The organism is Enterococcus sp. SMC-9, assembly GCF_021011285.1.
Taxonomy (GTDB): Bacteria; Bacillota; Bacilli; order Lactobacillales; family Enterococcaceae; genus Enterococcus_C; species Enterococcus_C montenegrensis.
Genome location: NZ_JAILYE010000004.1, coordinates 102,470 through 123,997, shown reverse-complemented (window position 1 = coordinate 123,997; position 21,528 = coordinate 102,470). Strand labels below are relative to the sequence as shown.

Below are 21,528 nucleotides of genomic sequence, written 5' to 3'. Positions count from 1 at the left end.
AAGTAATCTCCTCTAAAATTAACTAAAAACCAATGAACTGAAAGTCCTAAGTAACATTGAGTTATCAATTCCGTCCCCCTTTTTCCCTAAATTACACCGAGTTTTTGGATACTAAAAAAGTACCAAGGTAAAAAAGCTTTGGTACTTTTTTATTCATCTATATTTATTGTCTCGGAAAAAGATTGTATATGCGGTTTTGCTTGCTGCGCTGATTGAACAGTTTTCTATTTCTTCTTGATCGTTGTTAACTTTCATTTTAATCGCTCAAATTGAAGCTTTACTTAACTGATCTAACACCTTAAATTTATTCTCTCTTTCCACTAAACTGTTTTCAAATTTTTCATATCTATTTCTATATTAGTTTAACTATCTATGAAATAATCTAGATTATTGTTAATGTAGTCGCTATAATGAAATTGTGAAATAATTAATTTATTGGGGAGTAGAAAAAATGAAGAATTTGAATGTTGATTTAAATTTAGCAGACGTAGACGTATTTGATTTGTCACATCCTTCACTTCTTTTATTAAATAAAAGTTTTATTTTTGGAAAGAATGGTGCAGGTAAAAGTTCTCTTTGCCGCATTATTAATAGACAGTTTTTTAATGATTTCGATGTTAGAATTTTCACCGGCCTTGAAGGTGTCTTAGTAGATCAAAGACTAAATGCAGTAGTGTTGGGTGAAGAAAATGAAGAAATCAAGAAGAACATTGACGATATAGACAATGAATTAGACGTTCTGAGAAAAAAAGAATTTGAAGTTAACCAAGAACTTAATTCTCTAAATCAGAGTCATGATATTGATGAAACTGGGATTTCTAAACATCCTTTACTCTTAGAATATGAAAAGGCTTCTCTCCTTAAAAATGAACAAGAACGTAAGTTAGATAGATTTTATACAGATCAAGCGAGAAAGATCAAAGAAAACTATCAAAACCAAATTAATAATACAAACTATAATAAAAATCAATTTGAAAAGGATATATCTAGTGCTAAACAAATAGAAAAAGAAGAAATTGATAGACTTAAAATAGTTTTATCTGAAACAACAACAGAAAGTATTAGTTTAGAAAACCTGCCCATCCTAAATAGCAGCGATCTTATACGTGATCTTAATATCCTATTGCAGAAGACTGTTCAAGAAACATTTACCATTGACGAGCTATCCGAAAGCTCTGAGAAAAAAGATTTTGCAGAGCTAGGATGGAAGTTACATAATTCTGGAGATATCTGTGCTTATTGCGGGAATATCGTAACTTCTGAACGCATGGAAAAGTTGAAACGATATTTTTCTAGTGAAGATATTGAACTATTTCAACAAGAGCTTCGTACATATAAATCAGATAAGTTATATAAGATAAAAAATGAGGTGAATAATATTCAAGGTATTGATCCCACCTCTTTTTATCATTCTTTTTCCAAGGAGATACACGAACTAAATGAAACTATACTGGGGAAAAAAAGGCTGTGGTTAACATTTATTTCAACTCTAGAATTAGCTATTGATGAAAAAAGAGACAGTCTCTTTTCTCCAAAAGGTCCATTGGATATAGAGCCCATTTTAAATTTTGATAAAGAAGATTCTCTAATCACCGAATTGATCAGAAAAAATAATGAATATTCCAATCAACTATCAACTAAACATCAAAGTGCACGAAACAGCCTTAGACTACATTACGTAGCAAAAGCATTAGCCCTTAAAGAATCCTATAAAAAAGATTGGCAAGGTCATGACATTGAGAATTTTAAGCTCACAGAATTATCTGACTCTTACAAAACTAAAAGTGAAGCACTCAAAAATAGAATTATCTCTTTGAAGGGTTCCGAGTTGGAACCAAATGAAGGAACATTATATTTTATTACAAATGAAATTTCAAAACTAACACAGGCTAAACTTGCTCTCTTAGAACAAACTAAAAATACTAAAATATTGGCAACTCGTATAAATAAAAAATTGATAAGCGTGGGTAAAAGTAATCTGCAATTGGAGATAGTTAAAAATGATCAAGAAGTTGAACACTATCAAATAAAAGATGAATCTGGTACTCGTTCCATTGACAAGGTTTCTACTGGCGAAAAAAATATAATAGCATTTTTATATTTTATGGAGCAATTAGAAAACTCTGAAGATAAAAAAAATAAATTTATTATTTTTGATGATCCTATGAATTCTAATGACGATACGATGCAGTATTTAATTATTACTGAAATTCAAAAATTATATCAAGGTAAGTATAAAAATCGCTTTAACGCTAATAATGATTTTTTCATTTGTATGACTCATAACGCTCATTTTTACCTGAATGTTCAACCACAAGATAATAGAAAAGATAAAAAGAAAAACCCTGATAATCCAACCGGAAAACTAATAGAAGTCTCTAAGTACGATAAAAATACATTTTATTGGCTTGAAAACGGGATTTTCAATCGGATTTTATCAGAAACGACAGACTTGAGTACACATTATGAGCTTCTTTGGATGGAACTAGGCTCTCTGTATGAGCAAAATATGTTAAATTCAATGCTAAACTCGATGAGACGTATAATTGAGACGTATATTCATTTCAATAAAATTCATCCAGATCGGTTTTATAAGGATATGGATGAACATAGAAAACTATTCAATGTAAATTCACATGCTGTAGATGATCTTTCAGCTGAGCTTATTGGAAAAAATAAAGAAGATATCTTAGAGATGTTCAAAGAAATTTTCTACAATAATAACGCAAATGAGCATTATGATAACTACAACAAAAGGTGGACTTTATTATCAGAAAATCAATAATTCAATAGAATAATATTTCAATTTCTAATATTATTTCTAGTCCATTCGTATATACCTAGTTCTAACAATATTGGTTATTCTAATGAAGTAAAGTATATTTAATTGAATCAGAATAAAGAGCTGACATAATACGGATGAGAATACCTATAAATCAATACTCTTCAATTACTATGTATCTTGATTTTTATTAAAAATAATATGGATATCTACCATTTCACTTACAGACAAACCTTGTCAAATTAACAACTGACAAGGTTTGTTTCTTTTATTTACTATTTTTTAAGATCTGGGTTTGCCCAATTGTAGAGAATCGTTGGTTCTACATCATTTTTTATTTATTAATATGACATACATCAAAACCCGTGGCTATTGGGAAAGTAGTTACCATTCATGCTGCTTACTCCTCTTGCGGTTGATAGGTGAACCTGTGTTATACTAAGAACTATTTAAAAAGATAAACATTTAGTATCGACATTAATGAATAAAAACCTTTCCTATGTTCCCCAAATTTTACACCGAAACTTACACCGGAAAGTTTTGAATTCGATGATTTTGTATGATTCTATTTTGTTTATTAATATTCATATTAGTTTGTTTTGACATCTATTTCGTTTGTGTTTTATGCTTTTTGTCAAATGGAAGGGTCTGTGGGGTAGTACTGAAATGATTGCTCGAAACGCTGTTCCCAATCTTTAACCAGCTATTTTCAATTTTTTACCTAAACCTCTTCTGTGCTATCATTTAGATAACAAGTGAAAAGAATTATAGTAAAAGGAGGTATAGGAATGGTTTTATATCGATTAAAAAATCAAGAACTAGTTGCAGTCAAAGAAGTTATGTTCAGCAATGAAAAGGAGCTTCAATGTTTGATTGAGTCCAATTTAGAGGTGCTGTTCAATTTAAAATTCGTGGCAACTGAATTTGTTGTGGACAATTTTCGTCTTGATACAGTTGCGTTTGACGAGGAGACGAATAGTTTTGTGATCATTGAATACAAAATGGGAAAAAAATTTAGCGTGGTTGATCAAGGCTATGCTTATCTCAACAGTCTTTTGGCGCATAAAGGGGATTTTACCTTAAGTTATAATGAACATTATCCTGCAAATTTGAAGCGGGTAAAAGATATTGATTGGTCTCAAACAAAAATTTTGTTTATAGCACGAGACTACACCAATTATCAGTATGGTGCGTTTAATAACCCTGACTTACCAATTGATTTACTCGTGGCAAAAAAATATGAGAATGGTTTGTTTGATGTTGAATTCCTTAAAAAAACTAACTTTGGACAGATAAGAAGTATTGAGACTAATGAATTGAATTCAGTTAGTAAGAAAGGCTTATCAAAAGAAATAATGATTTACACGGAAGAAAAAAATCGTCAAATTGGTAATCTAGACATTCAAAATTTGTATGATGATTTAAGGGAAATTATTCTTGGGTGGGATGGAAATATTCAAATTAAACCCGTGAAACTCTATAATTCCTTTAAATTAAAGCGCAATATTGTGGATATCCATATACAGAAGAATGCGTTGAAACTTTGGATCAATTTAAAAGCGGGTGAGCTAAATGACCCGGAAAATATGGCACGAGATGTGAGTCAAACAGGCCATTGGGGAAATGGGGACTACGAAATTATTCTAAAGGACAATCAAAATATTGAGTATATCGCGAGCTTAATTAAGCAAGCTTGGAAACATTATCGTTGATAAAATTGTAATTTAGAGAAAATATCACTAGTGTTGTACGAAATATATAATGTTTCATACAACACTAGTGAATTATAATGATGATCTTTTATATAATGATATGGGGGAAGGAATTGATGAATATGGTCATTATTGGCAAATCAAGATAGCAAGTAAAGAATGGCAAGCTCAAGGGGAAACTGGAACTTTAGCTCAAGTCCGTGTTTATGAAAATGGCGATATTCGCGATGCTTTGGAGTTAACTGAAATGTATTAAGTAAAAATTTTGTGAATGCTTATAATTTTTGAGTATGAAATGAGTTTGCTTATAATAATAAAATCTTTCAGTCGTATCTTTTTATAAGACCACTTCTTGTTGCTATAATCAAGAAGTGGTCTTCTTTTGCGTAAATTTTTAAATACATAAAGGAGGTATTTACTTGGGTAAAGTCGTGTTTTATGGTGCGATTAGTTTGGATGGCTATTTAGCAGACAGTAATGATAATTTGCAATGGTTGTTTGATACGGATTTAGCTGGTGTTTCGACTTATGAAAGTTTTGCAGAAAAAGTTGCGACGGTCGTTATGGGACGTGTTACGTACGATGAAGTATTGAAATTACTGCAAGAGGAATCCTTGTATCCAAATAAACAGAAGATCGTTTTTTCCCGCACGCGAACAGGCGAAATTCATGAGGGATATTTTACCAGTGAAGATCCTGTCAAAGTGATTGGTGATTTGAAAAATCAAGTCAAGGACTATATTTGGATTGTTGGTGGCGGCAATTTATTAACTCAATTAATGAAAGCTGATCTATTGGATGAATACTGGATACAAATTGCGCCAGTGTTACTAGGCAGTGGTAAACGGTTATTTCCAACCGGCAATTATCAACAACGGCTGACGTTTGTTGCGACAACGCAAATGGGTGAATTGGTGGAATTACATTATCGTAAAAAAATGACGTAAGGAAGGTTTTATGTTGAAGAAATGGCGTTGGTGGCAAAAAACGCTGCTGGGAATTTTTGTTGCCTTTATTTTAGTAATAGCAGGTGGTGTTTTCTATCTAAAAGTGAACACCTACACCCCCACAAGTACTGCAAGTGCAATTAAGCCGGTAAAAGTTACAAAAGATTACGAATTATTTACTAGTCAACAGGCAGATAAAACAAAAGAAAAGACAAATCTTATCTTTTATCCGGGGGCTTTGGTCAATCCGGCGAGTTATCGCATTTTGGCTCAAGAAATAGCTGCAGCAGGTTATCGGGTTTATATTTTGAAGTTACCTTTGAATTTGGCTGTAATGGCCCCAAATAAAGCAGATGTTGTGATGAATCCACATGAAAGAAATATTTTAGTCGGTCATTCATTAGGTGGGGTGATGGCGAGTCGTTATGCACATAACCAGCCCAAAGATATTGCGGGTATGATTTTTTTAGCTAGTTATCCTGATGAGAAAGGGTCACTTGTAAAGAACAATATGCCGGTTTTATCAATTACAGCTAGTAAAGATCAGGTATTAAATCATAAACAGTATCAAAAAGCCAAAAACTATTTACCAAAGACGGCTACTTATGAAATCATTAAAGGTGGCAATCATGCTGGCTTTGGCAGTTACGGAGCACAAAAAGGTGATGGACAAGCAACAATCTCCAATGATGAACAACAAAGGAAAATTGGTCAGATTATTATTCATTGGTTGCAAGAAATAAAATAGGAAAAATTCTCAAGGATTAAGTCGTAGTAGCAACCCTAAAGATGATAAGTTGGTGTAATTTTTAAGTTTTGAAAGTTAAGACGACTTTTTATGTGAGGATTTTTTTTAAGACAATCAAAATTAAACGTACTAAAGTTTAATCTTCAGCTTTGAAAAAAAAGGCGAGATGGCTTGGCAAATTTAAAAAACAAAATTTTGATAACCTTAACGTCAACGATTAAAAAACGTGAAAACAAATTGGTATATTTTTTTGCAAGAAATATAATCAATTGTTATTGTCTTGATAAAATTGAAACCGTTATTTCAAATTGATATATGAAGAAAGTATGAAATTTTTTTGTTTGAAAATAGTAAAATGCTGATTTTATTTCAAAAGATAATATATGTTTTGCGTTTAAATGCTGACAAATCAATATTTTTAACTTTTTAAATAACCATTTTTGTTTGAACGTTTTTATGAAAATAATTATGCAAAATGCTTGCAATTGCCAAAAATGAGCGTATAATGACACATTGTCACATGACATAGCGTCATTTATTTAAAGTGAAAATTTTTAAAGTAAGGAGGAGAGATCATGCCAAAGGAAACCTTTTTTCATCTGACAAGAGAAAAGCAGCAACGAATTATGAAAGCTGCGAAAAAAGAGTTTTCCAGAGCACCTTTAGTGGATGCGTCAATTGCGCAAATTATTAAAGATGCCGGGATTCCCCGGGGAAGTTTTTATCAATATTTTGAAGATAAAGAAGATTTATATTTCTATTATTTTCAAAGTATGCGGCGCAATACCCAACATGAGTTGAATAATGCCATGAGAGAGGCAAAAGGACAACTTTTTGACGGTTTTGAAATTTACTTTATCAAAATGGTGAAAGAAGTTTTGCAAGGTGAGAATGCAGCCTTTTATAAGAACTTGTTTATGAATATGGACTATCGTTCTTTCCATAAAGTTTCACCCCATTTTGATAAACGAAATCATCCCCATGTGGCTTTTCATTCTGAAGAGGCACGCCAAGAACATAAAGAAACCATGCAGGAATTTTACAATATGATTGATCTGACGACTTTAAAAGTTGCAAACGAAGATGAGTTGAAAATTTTAGTCAAAATGTTGATGCACATGGTATTTTCGTCTGTTGCAGAAGGGTATCGCCAGTTAGTTGGAAAAGACGATTTTGATATGGAAGAAGTTTTAAAGGATTTTACTTTAAAGCTCAATTGGCTAAAAAGTGGTGCTACAAAACCTAAAGATGAAAAATTAAGTAGATAAGGAAGGTTGCAGACGTGAAATTATTTAAATATCTGGGAAAATATTGGTATGCAATCCTAGCAGCACTGGTACTTTTAGGAATCCAAGCGCATAGTGATTTGACATTACCAAGTATTACGTCAGACATCGTCGACGTAGGTATTCAACAAGGAGGACTAGAAACTGCGACACCAGAAACAATTCGCAAGTCCACGCTATCAGCTATCGAGTTATTTATGACGGATGCTGAAAAAGATACGATTAAAGAAAATTATAAAGCTACTACAAAAACAGTAGATGGTAAAAAAGTTGATGTTTACAATCTTGATTTAAAAGATGGTATGACAAAAGAAAAATTGGCCAAGATTTTTGAATTGCCAATGATGATGCTGGCTTCTTCTCAAGCCAAAGATTCAAAAGACGGGAATGCTGCCAAAGAAATTTTAACGACCTACCAAAAATTAGGCACAGACGGCAAAAAAGCCCAAGCACTTGGTAACGAAGCTAAAACATTGGGACAACAAGCCCAACAAGCCGCAGCCCAAGCTCAACAAGCTGCAGCAGGTGGTGATATGGCAACCGCCCAAGAAAAAGGTGCCGAGGCCCAAAAACTTGGGGATGAAGCCAAAGCCAAAGGTGCCGAGGCCCAAGAACTTGGAAACGAGTTGAAAAAAACCAATGATGCGATGCCAGCAAAATTAGCAGCTGCAAGAAAAGAAACCAAAGACGAGCTTGGCGATATGGGAAGTGATTCCATGAAAACAGTTGGAGTCCAATTGACATTAGCCGAGTATAAAGCTTTGAATAAAGATACTAAGCAAATTCAAACTGATTATATGGTGAAAAAAGGTACGCAAATGATTATTTTAACGTTAATCTCTGCTGCCGCTGCAATTTTAGTTGGTCTAATTGCTTCTTTGGTTTCTTCTTCTGTTGGTAAAAATTTGCGGGTGGGACAATTCAAGCAGATTTTACAATTTTCAAATGCTGAAATGGAAAAATTCTCACCAGCTTCCTTAATCACGCGCAGTACAAATGATATTCAACAAATCCAAATGGGTTTGGTTATGACAATTCGGATGGTACTGTACGCACCGATATTAGGTTTAGGTGGGATTTACGAAGTATATAAAACAGGTACTGGTATGGGCTGGATTATTGGTGTTGCCGTTGGTTTAGTCTTGATTTTAGTTTTGACTTTACTTGGTTTTACAATGCCAAAATTCAAGAGCTTGCAAAAACTGGTCGACCGGGTGAACTTAGTTTCCCGTGAAATCATTACTGGTTTACCAGTTATTCGGGCCTTCTCCCGTGAAAAATACGAAGAAAAACGTTTTGATGGTGCCAATACAGACCTAATGAAAACGCAAATGTTTGTTAACCGGGCGATGTCTATTATGATGCCAATTATGATGTTGTTGATGAATGGTATTTCTGTTTTAATCGTTTGGGTCGGCGGTCACAATATGGATGCCGGACAATTACAAGTTGGGGATATGATGGCCTTTATTACGTATACAATGCAAATCGTAATGGCCTTTATGATGCTTTCAATGGTTTCAATTATTTTACCACGTGCTAACGTATCTGCTGGTCGTGTTGACGAAGTCTTAGAAACAAAACCAACAATTACTAATCCTGAACAACCACAAGATGATCACGACTTTAATGGGGAAGTAAAATTCGAAGGTGTAACATTCCGTTACCCAGATGCAGATGAAGATGTATTGCATCATTTGAATTTCACTGCTAAACCTGGGCAAACAACAGCTTTAATCGGTTCCACGGGTTCTGGTAAGTCAACGGTTGTCAACTTGATTCCCCGTTTGTTTGATGTTTCGACTGGTCGCATTACCATTGATGGCGTAGACATTCGCCAAATGAGTTTGCATAAATTACATGATTTAATCGGGTTTGTACCGCAAAAAGGAATTTTATTCTCTGGCGATATTAAATCTAATATTAAATTTGGTGACGTGGAAGGTATTACAGACGAACAAATGAAAAAAGCTGCGATGATTGCCCAAGCAGAAGAATTCATCGACTCCAATGATGACGGTTATGATCGTGCCATCTCACAAGGTGGGACAAACGTTTCTGGTGGTCAAAAACAACGCTTGTCCATTGCACGTGCGTTAGCAAAAGATCCGAAAATTTTGATTTTTGACGATTCACTTTCTGCTTTGGATAATAAAACCGATGTTGCACTGCGACGCGCATTAGCAGAAAATGTTAAAGATATTACCCAAATTATTGTGGCACAAAAAATTTCTACTATTTTGCATGCTGACAATATTATCGTTTTAAATGAAGGTCGGATTGTGGCGCAAGGTACACATGATGAATTGATGGAAACATCTGCTGTTTATCAAGAAATTGCTTCATCACAATTGAGTAATGCTGAATTAGGTTTGGAAGCAGAATAGGAGGCGAAGAAAATGGCAGAAAGTAAACAACAACGTCCGCGGGGCGGACATGGACCAATGGGCGGCGGTATGGCCGGTGGCGAAAAAGCCAAAGACTTCAAAGGTACTATCAAAAAATTAGTCTCCTATATGGCAAATTATAAGATTGCTGTCTTGTTCGTCATGATATTCGCGGCAGCATCAACTGTTTTCAATATTTGGGGACCAAAAATCTTATCCAAAGCCATTACAGAACTTTTTAATGGCTTAATTAAAAAATATCAAGGTACCGGCGGCATCAACTTTGATAAAATCGGTCAAATTTTACTCTTCATGTTAGGTTTGTACTTAGTAGCTGCACTATTTGGTGTGATGCAAGGTTGGATTATGTCCACGGTCACGCAAAAAGTTACCTATCGTATGCGTAAAGAAATTTCTGAGAAAATCAACCGGATGCCAATGAATTATTTTGAAAGCCGGACAACTGGTGAAGTTTTATCCCGTATCACAAATGATGTGGATACGCTGGGACAATCTTTAAACCAATCGGTTACGCAGTTGATTACGTCAACTTTTACTATTATTGGTGTAATCATTATGATGTTATCGATCTCTGTTAAAATGACTGGTATCTCTATTTTGATCGTACCCATTTCGTTACTCCTAATTATGGTTGTCGTAAAATACTCACAAAAATATTTTGCTACGCAACAAAAATATTTAGGTAAAATTAATGGTCAAGTAGAAGAAACTGTCGGTGGTTACAATATTGTTCATCTATTTAACGATGAAGAAAATGCGTTAAATGAATTCAAAGAACAAAATGACATTCTTTTTAAATCTGCTTGGAAATCACAATTTCTTTCAGGTTTGATGCAACCGATTATGAACTTTGTCGGTAACTTAGGTTATGTTGCAGTCGCGATTATCGGGGGTATCTTGGCGTATAACGGTACAATTACCGTTGGGGATATTCAAGCGTTTATCCAATACGTTCGTAACTTGACACAACCTATTGCCCAATTGGCACAAGTTTCGAATATGCTGCAATCTATGGCAGCTGCAGCTGAACGTGTTTTTGAATTCTTAGGTGAAGAAGAAGAAGCACAAACAGTCGAAAATCCAGTGAAGATCGGTAAAGTTAAAGGTGAAGTGGACTTTGAACATGTACACTTTGGTTACACACCAGATAAAATCATCATTAACGATTTCAGCAGTCATGTTGATCCTGGGCAAACTGTCGCCATCGTTGGACCAACTGGTGCTGGTAAAACAACAATGGTCAAATTGTTGATGCGTTTTTACGATGTGAATTCAGGTGCCATTAAAATTGATGGGCATGATATTCGGGATTTCAATCGTGCCGACTTACGGGAAAATATCGGGATGGTCCTACAAGATACGTGGTTGTTTAAAGGAACCATTATGGACAACTTACGTTATGGGAACTTAGATGCAACAGATGAAGAAGTTTACGCAGCAGCAAAAGCAGCCCATGTTCATCACTTTATTGAAACATTGCCTGGTGGCTACAACATGGAGTTAAACGAAGAATCTTCTAACATCTCCCAAGGACAAAAACAATTGTTAACCATTGCCCGAGCAATCTTAGCCGATAAACCAATTTTGATTTTAGATGAAGCGACATCTTCTGTTGATACACGGACAGAAGTCCTAATTCAAAATGCTATGAACAATTTAATGGCCGGACGAACTTCCTTTGTTATCGCCCACCGCTTATCGACAATTAAAGATGCCGATAAAATTCTTTACATGCAAGATGGGGATATAAAAGAACAAGGTACCCACGAAGAATTATTAGCCAAAGGTGGCTACTACGCACAACTTTACAATTCTCAATTTGAAGAGTTGGCAGGCTAGATTAAAATTTATTTAGAAATACAATGGCGCCCCACACTTAACTTAATTGTCTAAGTGTGGGACGTTTTTTATGACAAGGATCGTTCAAATCAATTTTTCTAAAATGATTTAAAAACACGAAACAAAATTTAGCGTTAGTATAGTTAATCAGGAAAGTGATGACTTGAATAAAATAATCACGAAAGTTCAAAAAATAAGTCTACAAAATTATTTGGTATAATAAAATAGTACAAAATACTGATGAATAGAGAGAAAATATGAAGACTGCAATTGTTTACACGACAAAACAGGGGACGACAAAACAAGTTGCCACACAACTTGCTGCAAAGATTCCCGATGCTGTTGCACTCCCTTTAAAAGGAACTGATTTCAATGAATTGAAAATGTATCAGACAATCATTATCGGCTCGCCTGTAACTGCCGGCATGATTAGTAAAGAAATGAAAACTTTTATGACAACCTATCAAGAAGAATTGAAACAATATAGACTGGGATTATTTCTTTGTGGGCTACAGCCAGAAAAGGCGACAGAAGTTTTTGAGCAAAATTTTCCTGCAGAATTATTACAACATGCCACTATAAAAACATTTGTGGGTGGTATTTATGATCCGAAACAATGTCCTTTTTTTAGTAGACTTATTATAAAAAAGGTAGCAGGATTAACCAATTACACTAATCTGCTTAAGCATGAAAAAATTGACGAATTAGCTAAGATATTTAGTTAAGTCCGCAATCGAATATTGTTAAAAAAAATTTAAAAAATTCATGTTATACTGAAGTCATCTATCACGAGAAGCTGAGAGAACAGGCTCTATGACGCTTCAGCAACCTGCTAAAAGCAAGGTGCTCCATCCTGCCCAAAGGAAAGATAGGAGGAATTTAAGATGAAAAAAAGATTTACAGGACAGTATGCAACGTATTTGAAAATTGTAGCATGTGGTGGCCCGAAGTGTTTTGCTGAAGCCATGGCTTTTCATCACCTTAAGGAAAAGTATCAGCATTTAACGATTGATCCTGCCGATATAGTTGCGATTAAAGAACAAATGGCAGAAGAAAAAGAAGAAGGAAAACGAGAACTTGAACAAATGAAGGCGCGGCTACTTCAACCGGAGAAAAGTGCTAACAATTTTCTCTCGAGTAATAACAGAACGCCAATTCCGCCAGAGCATTTGCCGGATAATGTAGTTCCCTTTAGACCTAGAAAATAAAGCAATCTATCAAAAAAGTTCAAAAAGACATGGATTTTAGTCTTTTTGAACTTTTTTATTTTCATCTTCAGTGACAACTTGCCGAATTAATGCCAATAATTCCTCCATAATTGGTGTTACGATACTGCTGTTGCGATGGATGAGAGAAATCAGAAATTGCGGCTGTGTTAAATCCGATAAGTCAATCGTTACTAAGTTATCATCAGGACTAACGGCAAGTTCAGCTAAAAAGCCGATTCCCATACCAGACTTAATCATACCTTTTAAGATATCCAAATCATCACTTTGATAAATAATTTTTGGATCTGTGTTACTACTTTGGCTTAAGCGAGCAAAGGCATGATGATGTACATATTGTTCACTTAGTAATAAAAATTTTTCGTCCCCTAAGTCAGCGAAAGCTACTGTTTTTTTTGTAGCTAGTGGGTGTGTTGGTGCAGCCACAATCTTGAATTTTTTCTTAGTTAAGATTTCGGTATTTAAAAAATCTTCATGAATGGCATCTAAAGAGCCGATTAAGCCAACATCCAGACGGCCTAATTTGATTTGGCGCAATAAGTTTTCAGAACCTTCTCGTTGAATAATGAGATGGGGAAGGATATCTGCTTGTAAAAGTTTCGGAGATAATTTTGGAAAATAATAATTGCCGATAATCGGTGGCAATCCCAAAGGCAATTTTTTTGCCGTGAAATGTGTCATCTCTTGTTTGGCAATTCGCAACTCCCGCAAAATGCTATTTACATGTAATAAAAATTGGCGACCGGCTGGGGTCAAGGTGATATTTTTGTGAGCCTGATTGCGATTGACCAAACTGACATTTAGCTCAGTTTCTAAGCGTTTAACGGCATAAGTAATCGTTGGTTGGCTAACGTGGTAAAAGTCGGCTACTTTAGAATAATTTTTTTCTAAAGCTAGGCGTTGAAAGTATTCTAAGTCACGAATATTCATGATAAAGCCTCCTATTTGCTTGGAATGAATAGTTCTTGGTAGTCTTATCATATAAATTAAATTTATCATAACTGCAGCTTTTGACTATAGCAAGGAATAAGGATTAACCTTGTCATTGTCAACGAGGGATAACCGCAAAATTAAGAGGAGGCTTTCAAAATGAAAGGTATGGAAATTTTAAACAATCCATTTTTAAACAAAGGAACAGCTTTTACTAAAGTTGAACGTGAAAAATTAGGTTTAACTGGGATGCTGCCAAGTCGTATTCAAACGCTAGAAGAGCAAGCAGTTCAAACTTATGCACAATATTTAAGTAAACCTAGTGATTTGGAAAAACGGATTTTTCTAATGAACATTTTTAATACGAACCGCACATTGTTTTACAAATTGATGGGACAACATATCGTGGAATTTATGCCAATTGTTTACGATCCAACGGTGGCAGATTCAATTGAACAATACAATGAATTATTTGTTGAACCTCAAGATGCAGCTTTTTTATCGATTGATGCACCAGAAGATATCGAAGCAAGTTTAAAAAATGCTGCTGCAGGCCGCGATATTCGCTTAATCGTTGTAACGGATGCAGAAGGTATTTTGGGCATGGGAGATTGGGGTGTCAATGGTGTGGATATCGCCATTGGTAAATTAATGGTTTACACCGCCGCTGCAGGAATTGATCCAAGCCAAGTATTACCTGTTTCGTTAGATGCGGGAACAAATAATGAAAAATTGTTAAACGATCCTTTGTATCTTGGCAATAAACACCAACGGATTTATGGTGAAAAATATATGGATTTTGTTGATAAATTTGTTCAGGCCGCTACAAAATTATTTCCAGAACTATTGTTACACTGGGAAGATTTTGGCCGTAGCAATGCTGCCACAATTTTAGAAAAATACCAAGATAAAATCACAACCTTTAACGATGATATTCAAGGTACTGGTATTGTGGTTTTGGCAGGTGTTTTAGGAGCAATGAATATTTCCCAAGAAAAATTAAGCGATCAAATTTTTCTAACCTTTGGTGCTGGTACGGCCGGTGTTGGAATTGCCAACCAATTGTTAGATGAACTAATGCGGGCAGGTTTAAGTGAAGAACAAGCGCGTGCCCGTTTTTATTTGGTGGATAAACAAGGTCTACTATTTGAAGATACAGCTGATTTAACCAATGGACAAAAAGCTTTTGCCCGTAAACGGAGTGAATTTTCTACTGATTTGGATTTAACCAATTTAGAAAATGTGGTGAAGGCTATTCACCCTACGGTTATGATTGGAACTTCCACACAACCAGGTGCTTTTACCGAAAGTATTGTGAAAGAAATGGCTGCTCACACCAAACGTCCAGTTATTTTTCCATTATCAAATCCAACAAAATTAGCTGAAGCAACTGCAGCAGACTTGATTAAATGGACGGATGGGAAAGCCTTAATTGGAACTGGTATTCCAGCAAAAGACGTGGAATATAATGATGTTACTTATCAAATTGGTCAAGCCAACAATGCACTAATGTATCCAGGTCTTGGTTTGGGGATCATCGCCTCTACCGCCAGTCGTGTAAATGGAGAAATGTTATCCCAAGCAAGTCATGCTTTAGGCGGAATCGTAGATACGACACAACCTGGCGCACCTGTCTTACCACCAGTAGCAAAATTAGCAGCATTTTCTGAAAAAATCGCCGAAGTAGTTGGTCAAAGTGTTTTAGATCAAAAACTAAATAAAGAAGAAATCAGCGACATTAAAACTGCTGTTAAAGCAACAAAATGGATTCCTGAATATTAAAAGAGAGAAGGGTTTATTGTGGTTTTCTTCCAATCTATTCAAAGTGTCATTAGTATTATTTTGATGATTGCTTTGGGCTATATTTTGAAAAGACAAGGTTGGTTTGACGAGAATTTTGGCAAAAATATTTCAGGACTAATTACAAAAGTAGCCCTACCTGCTTCAATTTTTGTCTCGGTTTTAAAGTATTTAACGAAAGACAGTTTGATTTCTTTGTCAGGGAGTTTATTATTTCCCCTCTTAGGAGTTGTAATTGGCTATCTTATCGCGTATCTGTTAGTTAAAATTATGAAGATTCGGCCGGGACGACGTGGGATTTTTATGAATGCAGTGGTAAATGCCAACACGATATTTATTGGCTTACCATTAAACATCGCCCTTTTTGGGGAAAAAGCTTTGCCTTACTTTTTGGTTTATTATGTTACCAATACGGTGTCGACTTGGGCCTTTGGTGTGTTCTTAATTTCCAATGATGATCCAACGAAGGAAAAAGGTAGTAGTAAAGCAAAATTGAATTGGAAAAAGTTACTGCCACCACCTTTATTGGGCTTTATTGTGGCATTAATCTTTTTGATCTTTAGCATTCCAGTACCAAGTTTTATAAATGCAACGCTTGGTTACATTGGATGTATCGTGACACCATTGTCGCTACTTTATATTGGGATTGTCTTATATGATGCTGGATTAAAAAGTATCCGCTTTGACCGCGATACCGTGGTTGCTTTAATTGGTCGCTTTGTTTTGTCACCGATTATCTTAATTGGATTAATCAGCTTGGGGTCTTCTATGTTTGGCATTCACTTGGTCAGCTTGCTGAAACAAACACTAGTCGTTCAATCGGCAACACCAATGTTAGCGGTCTTGCCAATTTTGGCAGCAGATGCCCATGGAGATGTTAAATACGCCACAAATCTAGTCACTACCAGTACCATCTTATTTGTTGTCGTTGTCCCAATTTTAATGACAATTGTGCAATATATCTAGTAAAAGTAACCTGATTTTAAAATTGTGAAAAACTCAAACACTTTGCTATTCTTTTACACTTGATTAAAGTGTGATAAGAATAGCGAATCTGTTTGAGTTTTTTTGTGATAAAATAAATAGTTTAAATTCAATTACTAAATAATTATTTTATTTTTTGCTTTTGTTTTAAAGGATAAGCTACAATGAAATTAAATAAAAAAATAAAGTGAATTGGAGGAGTAAAAAATGAGCGAGTACTATTATATTTTATCGCTATATAAGAATAAAAAACGCTATTTAACAAAACTTATTCTTTTATCTGCGCTTTTATTAGGCGTGGCAAGTTTTATTGCAGCACTGGATATATTTCGAATTAGTCCGTTTATCTGGTACGTAATTGCAATGGGGATTGTTTTATTCCAAATGAAGAAAATGAAGCCAGAAAGTGAATATTATCATCAATTGATCGAATTCTTGCAAAATTATCAGCCTGAAATTTTGCAAAATGACGTGCTGGTTTTCTTTGTTGATTATCAATTAAAGCATTACTTTGATTACGAAGCGGGCCAACTATTTGCTAGGTTAAAAAATAAAAATACTACAGATGACGCGCAAGCAATTGCTGATTTGAATGAGATTATTGGCGAAATTACCGCTTACTATAATTACATTGCCTACGACCAACAACTAAAAGAAGATATCGAGATTTCCTTGCAATGGTATCGAAATTCGATTGAAAACCGTAAACAAGACTTGGTGTAAAAAGGGGAAATACATATGAAGTTAAAACGCGATGTTATCGGAGTAGTACTGGCATTTATGAGTGCCGGCTTTGTCGCAACGGGGATGAATGCTAGCGCTTACCAAGAAGTTTATGATACACAGGCTAAACAAGAACAAAAAGTACAAAAAGCGATTGCTTCAGAATTTATTACGCCACAAGATAAAAACGAATTAAAACAAACAGTGGTCGCGTTTGATGAAGCCAAAACTAAAGAAAATCGTGATTCACTACAAGATAAAATTAAGCAACAAAAAAAATTACTCGCAAAAATTAATAGTAGGCTAGAAATAAATGAAGCCAAAACAGCAGCTCACGAATATAACAAGATAATTGACGAATTAGGTATGTTAACGAAAAAAAGTCAGGAAGTTTTCATTGAGAAAGCAGATGAGCAGCAAGTTGAAGTTCTGGCAACAGAGCTTGCTGAAATTACCGCACCGAAAAAAGTAAAACCAGTGCGGCAACTGGCTAAAAAAACAGCAGCACTAGCAGAAAAAATGTCAGATAACCAAACTGAAATGAAAAATTTCGTTGCGAATCTAAAAGCTGATAACCAAGCAGCTGTGGCACTACAAAAAAATAAATTTTTAGCTAAAACAGATAAAAATGAATTAGGAAAACTACAAAAAGAAAACGAAAAATATTTTAAAGATGCTGATGATCTAATAACGCTGCAAAGTCGGCGCGAAGCTTCTAATAGCCTACTTTTTACATTACAAGACAGGGCAAAAGATACCGAACAAGATTTTAGTGAAAATGAAGAAGTCGCACGTAAGTTAATTCAAGCTGCAAATGAATTATTAGCTAAAGGAAACTTAAATCCCACTGAAAAAACAGAATTAAACCAAGTCAGGACAGCGCTAAATGACGCGCTGGGCCTAAAAAATTACCAACCGGGGGATTTATCCAGTAACTATACAGCCTTAAAAACAAATTATGATAGTTCGTATAAAGTAAGCAATGAGCGCAAAATAGAAGCAAAGCGCCAAGCAGAAGAAGCTGCTAGAAAGAAAGCTGCGAAACGTAAAGAAGCACAAGAAAAAGCAGAGCAACAAAAAGCAGCACAGGCACAAAAAGGGGAAAACGCCGCAGCAAATAATGAAATACCGGCCCCAATTCCAAGCGCTGGTGGTTGGCATCAGGCACCACCAGGTTATAAGTTCTTAAAGGTAGAAAGTAGCAAAACTTACGGGCAAGTAAAAAATCCTGGTAATTTTCGTCTAATTACAGAAGCTGAAGCAGCAAATTATACGCCAGGGCATGGAAATGGCTCAGCTAAGCAGTAAAAAAATAAACTTAGGAACACTCTTTGTTCTTAAGTTTATTTTCTCTTTTCCGATGTAATCTCTTTCATTAACTGATAAAATTGAGATAAGAGAAAGTAGAAAGAGGTTTACTATGACACAATTTAAAATTGCATTTTTTGATATTGATGGAACACTAGCTGACAATGAATTGCCCCATGAGATGGGAATTTTGCAAAGAATTCCAGCATCAGCTAAAGAAGCATTACGGCAACTAAAGCAAAATGGGATTGAGCCTGTCATTGCGTCAGGTCGAAATCATTTGATGCTGCGGGAATTTGCAGCAGAGTTGGGGGTAGAAAGTTTAGTTGCTTCTAATGGTACACAGGTTTTGTATAAAGGAGCAGAGCTAGCGCTTCATCCAATCGATCAGCAAACATTGAAAGCGACGATGGCGGAATTTGATCGGCAGAAAATTCGTTACATTATTGAAACACCGGAACGTTTTTTAGCAACAAGTATGGAAGTTGCGACAGAAGATGCTGCTGCAAAATATATTGAATATGTTAAAGATATTCAAGAATTACCGCAAGATGTTATTCAGTTAATTGTCCGCATGGAAGATCGTAACTATATCCAAGTGGAAAATAATTTACTGATAGCTGAAAAAGTGGCACCAGTCGTAATGGATGTTCACTTAGCTCAAGTTTCAAAGGCAACGGGTGTACATGAAATATTGGAAAAATTAAACATTCAACCAGAAGAAGCTTTAGCTTTTGGTGATGAGGAAAATGATTTGGCGATGTTTGATGCTGTCGGTTATCCGGTCGCGATGGGAAATGCCTGCCAAGCGCTAAAAGCTAAAGCGAAGTTTGTAACCAAAAGAGTCGGAGATGACGGGATTTGGCATGCATGTGAGATGCTAGGGCTAGTTAAATAAAGAAAACACCTGCTTGAAGTTTATGTTTTTTGTAGCCACCTCAAAAGTTAGACTAAGATCTAATCTTTAGCGGTCACTACATTTAAGCATAAATATCAGCAGGTGTTTTATATTTTATTCAAACTCTTCGTATTCGTTAGGATCTTGGTCGTTAATCCGACCGTCGGGCTTATTTAAAGCTGTAATTGCTGCAATCTCATTTGGCATTAAAGCAAAATCAAAAATATCAAGATTTAATCGTTGATGAATTAATGAACTTGCTTTGGGAATTGGGATAATCCCTCGTTCATAATGCCAACGTAAGATGATTTGACCGGCATTTTTATTGTATTTTTTCGCTAAATCTTGAATTAAGGGTTCTTTTAAAGAAGCGCTAGCCCGACCTAGCGGACTCCAAGCTTCCGTAATAATACCGCGTTTTTTATTTTCTGCGAGCATTTTTTCTTGTGTCCAATAAGGATGAAGCTCGATTTGATTAACTGCAGGTGTCACTTGTGTATCTGCAATAATTTTGTCCAAATGCTCTGGCTCAAAATTGGAAACCCCGATGGAACGAACTAAGCCCATTTTTTGTGCGGTAACGAGTGCTTGCCAGGCTTCATGGTAAAGCCCTCTTTTTGGTAAAGGCCAGTGAATTAGAAAAAGGTCAAAATAATCCAATCCCATCCGACGCAAGGACTCTTGAATTGACAATAAAGCATCTTCGTAATGATGATATTTTCCCGGCAACTTTGAAGTGACAAAAAATTCTGCTCTTGGTATACCAGAGCGTCTAATAGCTTCACCAACAATGCCCTCATTATCATAGTTTGTGGAAGTATCAAGCGCACGATAGCCATCACGAATGGCACTTAGAATTTGTTGCATGCCATGATCGCCACGAATTTTATACGTCCCAAAACCAAGAGCAGGAATATAATTTCCATCGTTTAAAACAAGATTTGGTACTGTCATGATTTTTCCTCCTTAAAATGTGCTTTTTTTTAACTTACCACTAAATTGATTTTGAGTGAAATGATAGGTCGTGGCTGATTAATCTTTTATAGTCAAAGTGATCATCACTTTCCTTGTCATCTTTTTTAATAATCGTTACAATTAGATTAGAAAAAAATGAGTGGGATGAAAGAGAGGATGCGAAAATGAAGAAGATATTTCTCTTGTTGGGAACGTTACTTGTGTTAGCAAGTGGTGCTTGCGGCTACTTTTTGTATCAAAATAAGCAGCTGTACCATGATTCACTCGCAGCTGCAGAGGCAGCGATTGAAAAAAAGGATTATCGTAATGCAGCGATTAACGTGGAACGGGCTCTTTTTCTTAAAAAAAATGATGAGGAGGCTCTGGCTTATAAAGCACAGTTAGAACCTGCGCTGGCACTTAAAGGGCAAGATCTAGACGTTGATTTTGTGACCTCACAGAGTAAAAAGATTTTGCGCATCCCCAAAGGCTCCGCTGAATTAAAAGCACAGGCTAGAGCGATGCAAGAAAAAGTTGCAGAACTTCAGGAGGAGAAAAAGGCCTTTCATAATAATCTGACGGAATTACAAGCAGCTCTGAGACAAAACGATTTGGTAAAAGCTGAAAGTGAATTGACAATTTTAAATAAAGCTTGTGATCAAGCAGCGCATTTGGTTACTATTTGCCAAGAACGTAATACCTTGGCTTTGGAATTTGAAACGGCAGTAGCTGCGAAAGAAGAGTCATTGCAAAAAGAGTTGTTGGCGGCCAAAGAACTCCTGCTGGCTGGAGACTATCTTGCAGCTAAAGAGATTGTTGTGCCGATAGTGGAAATGAAGACCGTCAAAGGCTTGACGAATATTCAATTACAAGCAAAGAAATTGCAGGGAATTATTCTTCAACAAGACAAAATTGAAAAGGCGATGTAAGTATCTGTGTTACTAGTCTATTTTATTTAAAATACTAGCCAGCATGCAAAAATA

General features: G+C 35.4%; 18 protein-coding genes and 1 riboswitch. Of the genes, 16 read left to right on the top strand and 2 right to left on the bottom strand.

The genetic code is table 11. The annotated features are described in order from the left end of the window. The first annotated feature begins 451 nt into the window (after nucleotides 1–451). From K4422_RS07150 to K4422_RS07105, 10 genes are all read left to right on the top strand, one after another. Nucleotides 452–2,785 (top strand): AAA family ATPase, encoded by a 2,334-nt coding sequence (locus K4422_RS07150; RefSeq protein ID WP_230710163.1) that lies wholly within the window; start codon nucleotides 452–454, stop codon nucleotides 2,783–2,785. A gap of 785 nt (nucleotides 2,786–3,570) precedes the next feature. Continuing rightward, nucleotides 3,571–4,494, top strand: a complete 924-nt coding sequence (locus K4422_RS07145; protein WP_230710161.1) for a DUF5655 domain-containing protein — start codon at nucleotides 3,571–3,573, stop codon at nucleotides 4,492–4,494. Between the two features lie 49 nt (nucleotides 4,495–4,543). Then, complete coding sequence (locus tag K4422_RS07140; RefSeq protein ID WP_230710159.1) at nucleotides 4,544–4,750, top strand: hypothetical protein; 207 nt, start codon at nucleotides 4,544–4,546, stop codon at nucleotides 4,748–4,750. A gap of 163 nt (nucleotides 4,751–4,913) precedes the next feature. Continuing rightward, nucleotides 4,914–5,441: a dihydrofolate reductase family protein gene (locus tag K4422_RS07135; protein ID WP_230710157.1), complete on the top strand. Its 528-nt coding sequence runs from the start codon at nucleotides 4,914–4,916 to the stop codon at nucleotides 5,439–5,441. A gap of 10 nt (nucleotides 5,442–5,451) precedes the next feature. Beyond that, complete coding sequence (locus K4422_RS07130; RefSeq protein WP_230710155.1) at nucleotides 5,452–6,189, top strand: alpha/beta hydrolase; 738 nt, start codon at nucleotides 5,452–5,454, stop codon at nucleotides 6,187–6,189. Between the two features lie 575 nt (nucleotides 6,190–6,764). Next, complete coding sequence (locus K4422_RS07125; RefSeq protein ID WP_206902333.1) at nucleotides 6,765–7,457, top strand: TetR/AcrR family transcriptional regulator; 693 nt, start codon at nucleotides 6,765–6,767, stop codon at nucleotides 7,455–7,457. Nucleotides 7,458–7,471: 14 nt separating this feature from the next. After that, entirely contained in the window at nucleotides 7,472–9,862 is a 2,391-nt protein-coding gene (locus K4422_RS07120) for an ABC transporter ATP-binding protein (protein WP_230710153.1), read from the top strand. A 12-nt stretch (nucleotides 9,863–9,874) separates the two neighbouring features. After that, entirely contained in the window at nucleotides 9,875–11,722 is a 1,848-nt protein-coding gene (locus tag K4422_RS07115) for an ABC transporter ATP-binding protein (protein WP_206902335.1), read from the top strand. A gap of 257 nt (nucleotides 11,723–11,979) precedes the next feature. Next, nucleotides 11,980–12,447 carry a flavodoxin domain-containing protein gene (locus K4422_RS07110; RefSeq protein WP_206902336.1) on the top strand — a complete coding sequence of 156 codons (468 nt, stop codon included), beginning with the start codon at nucleotides 11,980–11,982 and terminating at the stop codon, nucleotides 12,445–12,447. A 55-nt stretch (nucleotides 12,448–12,502) separates the two neighbouring features. Continuing rightward, a riboswitch (SAM riboswitch) is annotated at nucleotides 12,503–12,597 on the top strand. Nucleotides 12,598–12,606: 9 nt separating this feature from the next. Further along, nucleotides 12,607–12,930 carry a hypothetical protein gene (locus tag K4422_RS07105; protein ID WP_206902337.1) on the top strand — a complete coding sequence of 108 codons (324 nt, stop codon included), beginning with the start codon at nucleotides 12,607–12,609 and terminating at the stop codon, nucleotides 12,928–12,930. Between the two features lie 36 nt (nucleotides 12,931–12,966). Here K4422_RS07105 and K4422_RS07100 read toward each other — a convergent pair whose 3' ends face one another. Continuing rightward, nucleotides 12,967–13,878: a LysR family transcriptional regulator gene (locus K4422_RS07100; protein ID WP_230710147.1), complete on the bottom strand. Its 912-nt coding sequence runs from the start codon at nucleotides 13,876–13,878 to the stop codon at nucleotides 12,967–12,969. Between the two features lie 159 nt (nucleotides 13,879–14,037). On the opposite strand from K4422_RS07100, the gene K4422_RS07095 reads away from it, so the two are divergent. The 5 genes from K4422_RS07095 to K4422_RS07075 all read left to right on the top strand — a co-directional run bounded on the left by K4422_RS07095 (nucleotide 14,038) and on the right by K4422_RS07075 (nucleotide 19,591). Beyond that, on the top strand, nucleotides 14,038–15,660 hold the full coding sequence (locus tag K4422_RS07095; RefSeq protein ID WP_230710146.1) for a malolactic enzyme: 1,623 nt from the start codon (nucleotides 14,038–14,040) through the stop codon (nucleotides 15,658–15,660). A gap of 18 nt (nucleotides 15,661–15,678) precedes the next feature. Beyond that, on the top strand, nucleotides 15,679–16,644 hold the full coding sequence (locus K4422_RS07090) for an AEC family transporter (RefSeq protein ID WP_230710144.1): 966 nt from the start codon (nucleotides 15,679–15,681) through the stop codon (nucleotides 16,642–16,644). A 225-nt stretch (nucleotides 16,645–16,869) separates the two neighbouring features. Beyond that, entirely contained in the window at nucleotides 16,870–17,385 is a 516-nt protein-coding gene (locus K4422_RS07085) for a hypothetical protein (RefSeq protein WP_230710142.1), read from the top strand. A gap of 15 nt (nucleotides 17,386–17,400) precedes the next feature. Further along, entirely contained in the window at nucleotides 17,401–18,693 is a 1,293-nt protein-coding gene (locus tag K4422_RS07080; protein ID WP_230710140.1) for a hypothetical protein, read from the top strand. A 112-nt stretch (nucleotides 18,694–18,805) separates the two neighbouring features. Continuing rightward, entirely contained in the window at nucleotides 18,806–19,591 is a 786-nt protein-coding gene (locus K4422_RS07075) for a Cof-type HAD-IIB family hydrolase (RefSeq protein ID WP_230710138.1), read from the top strand. Between the two features lie 114 nt (nucleotides 19,592–19,705). On the opposite strand, the gene K4422_RS07070 is transcribed toward K4422_RS07075, so the two are convergent. Then, nucleotides 19,706–20,545, bottom strand: a complete 840-nt coding sequence (locus K4422_RS07070) for an aldo/keto reductase (RefSeq protein WP_230710136.1) — start codon at nucleotides 20,543–20,545, stop codon at nucleotides 19,706–19,708. Between the two features lie 185 nt (nucleotides 20,546–20,730). On the opposite strand from K4422_RS07070, the gene K4422_RS07065 reads away from it, so the two are divergent. Then, a complete protein-coding gene (locus tag K4422_RS07065; RefSeq protein ID WP_230710134.1) occupies nucleotides 20,731–21,474 on the top strand; it encodes an oxidoreductase in 744 nt (247 codons plus the stop codon). The last annotated feature ends 54 nt before the right edge of the window (nucleotides 21,475–21,528 follow it).